At 62.7% G+C, this 3,862-nt stretch carries 5 protein-coding genes and 1 pseudogene; all 6 read right to left on the minus strand.

Features of this window, described 5'->3' with window-relative positions; genetic code table 11:
• Window positions 1-152, minus strand: a pseudogene (locus AC1DWI_RS16095) (beta-N-acetylhexosaminidase); the annotation flags it as partial.
• 63 nt (window positions 153-215) lie between these two features.
• Window positions 216-614 carry a holo-ACP synthase gene (acpS, locus tag AC1DWI_RS16100; protein ID WP_477671325.1) on the minus strand — a complete coding sequence of 133 codons (399 nt, stop codon included), beginning with the start codon at window positions 612-614 and terminating at the stop codon, window positions 216-218.
• 134 nt (window positions 615-748) lie between these two features.
• Window positions 749-1,555: a pyridoxine 5'-phosphate synthase gene (locus tag AC1DWI_RS16105; RefSeq protein ID WP_477671324.1), complete on the minus strand. Its 807-nt coding sequence runs from the start codon at window positions 1,553-1,555 to the stop codon at window positions 749-751.
• A gap of 12 nt (window positions 1,556-1,567) precedes the next feature.
• Window positions 1,568-2,317, minus strand: a complete 750-nt coding sequence (recO, locus tag AC1DWI_RS16110) for a DNA repair protein RecO (protein WP_457279374.1) — start codon at window positions 2,315-2,317, stop codon at window positions 1,568-1,570.
• A gap of 127 nt (window positions 2,318-2,444) precedes the next feature.
• Window positions 2,445-3,392 carry a GTPase Era gene (gene era / locus AC1DWI_RS16115; protein ID WP_477671614.1) on the minus strand — a complete coding sequence of 316 codons (948 nt, stop codon included), beginning with the start codon at window positions 3,390-3,392 and terminating at the stop codon, window positions 2,445-2,447.
• Window positions 3,393-3,566: 174 nt separating this feature from the next.
• A partial coding sequence (locus AC1DWI_RS16120) for a putative dsRNA-binding protein (RefSeq protein WP_477725206.1) occupies window positions 3,567-3,862 on the minus strand: 296 nt, incomplete at its 5' end.

Below are 3,862 nucleotides of genomic sequence, written 5' to 3' on the forward strand. Positions count from 1 at the left end.
TCAGCACAGAGCGCGCTCAGTTGCCGGCGGTCTTGCCAGTTGCGGCCAAACAGGATGATCCCGCCGGTCAAGGGGTGCTTGAGGCGCCGGCGGTCAGCCTTGGTCAGCGTGAGGCCGGCGATGTCGATGATGAGGGGAGCGTGCTGGGTCATGGGATTGAAATCAGGAATTAAATACTATTAAATTGATAGCTGCCAGCGCAATATTGACGGGCGCTAGGGGCCATTTTTCTCTACAACCACAAAACTGGCGGCGTAATCGGTTTCGTCGGTGACGGACACATGGGCAGTGAGCTGGCGGGCTTCAAACCAGGCCTTGAGCGTGCCGTGCAGCACGATCTCGGGTTTACCGCTGGGCGCCTTGGCGATTTCGCAGCTGCGCCAGGTCATGGGCATGCGCATGCCGGTGCCGATCGCCTTGCTGAAAGCCTCTTTGGCTGAAAACCGGGTGGCAAGGTAGCTGACGCCGCGGTCGGGCCAGCGCGCGCTGCGGTGTTTCCAGGTGGCAAGTTCACCGTCGCTCAGGATCCTGCGGGCAAACCGTTCGCCATGCCTCTCAAGGCTGGCGCGGATGCGGCGCACGTCGCAGATGTCAGTTCCAATACCGTAAATCATCTAGCACCCAATCGCCGCAAAGTGACACGCAAAAAGCCAGCATGAGCCGCGGAACCGGCTTCGCCGGGCCGCAGGCGGGCGGCCCCCTCGGGGGGCAGGAAGCCACACGCAGTGGGCGACCGTGGGGGCTCCACTCATGCGGGGGCGAATGCCTGGGTGATGCTAAGCAGGTAACGCCTGGTGGTCGCGGCGTAACCCAACTCGAGCGCGTCGGCAACAAAAGCGTGGCCTATCGACACCTCCAGCACGCCGGGGACTTCGCGCACAAACTCCGTGAGGTTGTCGCAGTTCAGGTCGTGGCCGGCGTTGATGCCYAGGCCGGCTGCCGCGGCGGCCTGGCCCGCACGGGTAAAGCGCGCCAGGACTTCGGCCTTTTCAGGGGTGGGCCAAGCGCGCGCGTAGGTCTCGGTATAAAACTCCACCCGGTCGGCGCCCACGGCCTTGGCTGCTGCCATGGCTTCKGGAACCGGGTCCATGAAAAGGCTGACCCGCACACGGCGGTCATGGACCTGTTCTATCAGGGGCTGCAGGCGCTCCGCGTCTTCGGGGAAATTCCAGCCATGGTCGCTGGTGAACTGGTCCTCGCTGTCGGGCACAAAAGTGCACTGGTGCAGCGGCAGGCCCCTGGCGGCCAGATCGTGCACAAAGCCCATCAGGTTCTGGAGCGGGTTGCCTTCGATGTTGAATTCGCGGTCTGGCCAGTCCTTCATCAGCGCGGCGAGTTCAAAGACGTCGTCACGGCGGATATGCCGCTCGTCGGGCCGCGGGTGCACCGTGATGCCTTGGGCGCCGGCCTCCAGGCACAGCTCGGCGGCGCGCCGCACGCTGGGAATGTCCAGGTGCCGGGAGTTGCGCAGCAAGGCGACCTTGTTGACGTTGACCGACAGTGCGGTCTTGTCATACACATGGGACACGAGGGGAACGGGCGAAAGGAGTTTCATGGCGGTTGCTCGTTAGAAAGCTTGCAGGTCCATCATCATCTGCCGGGTTTTCAGGACCTTGACGCCGCAATGGTAGTGCAGCAGCCCGCGCAACTGGGTTTTAAGCTCATTGAAACCGGGGATACAGGCCCGTACCGTGTCAGAGAACAGCGCCTCGTCACCCAGCGCCTGTTGCAGCGCCTGCCATTGCCCGCCGGGCAGGCTGACGCGATCGTCGTCGTGCGCTTGCCGGAGCCCCGCCTCTGGCACCAGCACATAGCGGGTGTCCGGATCGAGCGGCGCCAGCGTGGCGGTTTCGGCGTCCAGCAGGGGTAAAAGGCCGATGTCGCGCAGCAGCCGCAGCTCAAACGCGCGCAGCGCCAGCTGCAGGGTTTCGGCACTTTGTGCGGCGATCAATTGCACCGTGGCGGCGTAGGCGTCAAACAGCACGGGATGCGGGTCGTCACGCGCCATCAGGCGCATGAGCAGCTCGTTGAGGTAATAACCCGACAGCAAGGCATCCCCCGTAGGCATAACGTGACCTCCCTGCCACTCAGCGCTTTTCAGGGTACGGATTTCGGCATCGCCACCAAAGGCAATGTGCAGCGGCTGCAAAGGCAGCAAGATCGGCCGGAAACTGGAACTGGGCTTTTTGGCTCCCCGCGCCACCAACGCCACCCGCCCATACTTGCGGGTGAACACCTCCAGGATCAGGCTGGACTCGCTCCAGTCGTAGCGATGCAGGACGTAGGCGGGCTCGTCACCTATGCGCTTGGTCGCCATGTTCAGGGATTCAAACGGTTTAAAGAAGGCAGGCCAGCATGAGCCGCGGAACTGGCTTTGCCAGGCCGCAGGCGGGCGGCCCCCTCGGGGGGCAGGGAACTACACGAAGTGAGCGACCGTGGGGGCCTCATTCATACCCGAAGGTCTTGACCCTTGCCTCGTCGTCCGCCCAGCCCGAACGGACCTTGACCCAGATCTCCAGGAACACCTTGCCGCCAGTGAGGGTTTCGAGCTCATGCCGGGCTTCAGTGCCGATGCGTTTGAGCTTTTCGCCCTTCTCGCCAATGATCATGCCCTTGTGGCCGTCGCGCTCGACCACGATAGTGGCGGCAATTTTTCGCAAATTGCCCTCCTCTTCGTACTGGTCAATGATGACGGTGGAGGTATAGGGAAGCTCGTCGCCCGTCAGGCGGAACAGCTTTTCGCGGATGATTTCGGCGGCCATGAAGCGGTCGCTACGGTCGGTCAGTTCGTCGGCACCGTACATCCAGGGCTGCACCGGCAAGTATTTTTCGCAAATGCCGAACAGGCGCTCGATGTCCTTGGCGTTGTTGGCCGACATGGGCACGAACTCGGCGAAATTGTGCCGCTCCTGCATTTCCTTGAGCCAGGGCGCGATCTCGGCGCGGCGGTGAATCAAATCAAACTTGTTAGCCAGCAAAATCGCGGGTGTCTTTTCAGGCAGCAGAGCCAGAACCTTGGCGTCGGCCTGGTTGAATTGACCGGCTTCCACCACAAAGACAATCAGGTCCACATCATTGACGGCGCCGACCACGGTGCGGTTCAGCGAGCGGTTCAGCGCGTTGCCGTGCCGGGTCTGGAAGCCCGGCGTGTCCACGAAGACATACTGCGTTGCCTTGACCGTGCGCATGCCAGTGATGCGGTGGCGCGTGGTCTGGGCCTTGCGCGAGGTGATGCTGATCTTTTGCCCCACAAGCGCATTGAGCAAAGTGGATTTACCCACATTGGGCTTGCCGACGATGGCGATCAGGCCACAGCGCTGCTCGCCGGCAGGCGGCGTGTCAGCAGTGGCCGGCACGGCCGCGCCGCGCGAAGACAGGGCCTGCGCCAGCATGGCTTCCAGCGCATCGGGCGGCTGCACGGTTTGCGGGGCTTTGGCTTGACGCTTTTTCGGCGCGACTGCAGAGGGAGTCGCCGCAGCAGCTACCGGTTTTTTCGGTTCTTTTTTACCTGTACTCATAATCTTGGTGTGTTGGCCTGCGGCCTTCGGGCGGCTGCCGGCTCGGAGTCAGGAATCCAGTGTCTTGACAAACATCAGCATGGCGGCGGCGGCGGCTTGTTCGCCGGCCCGGCGGGAGCCGCCGATCCCGCGCTCGGCCCGGCCATACTCGGTGATCTCGCATTCCACATCGAAGGTCTGCTTGTGGGCCGCACCCATGGTACCCACCACGCGGTAAATCGGCAGGTTCATTTTGCGCCCCTGCAACCACTCCTGCAATTCGGTTTTCGGATCTTTGCCGATGGCCTGCATCTGCGGGTTGATTTCCACATCTTTGAACAGCCGGCGCACCAGCAGGTTGGCCG

This window comes from Polaromonas sp. P3_C2 (genome assembly GCF_056402675.1).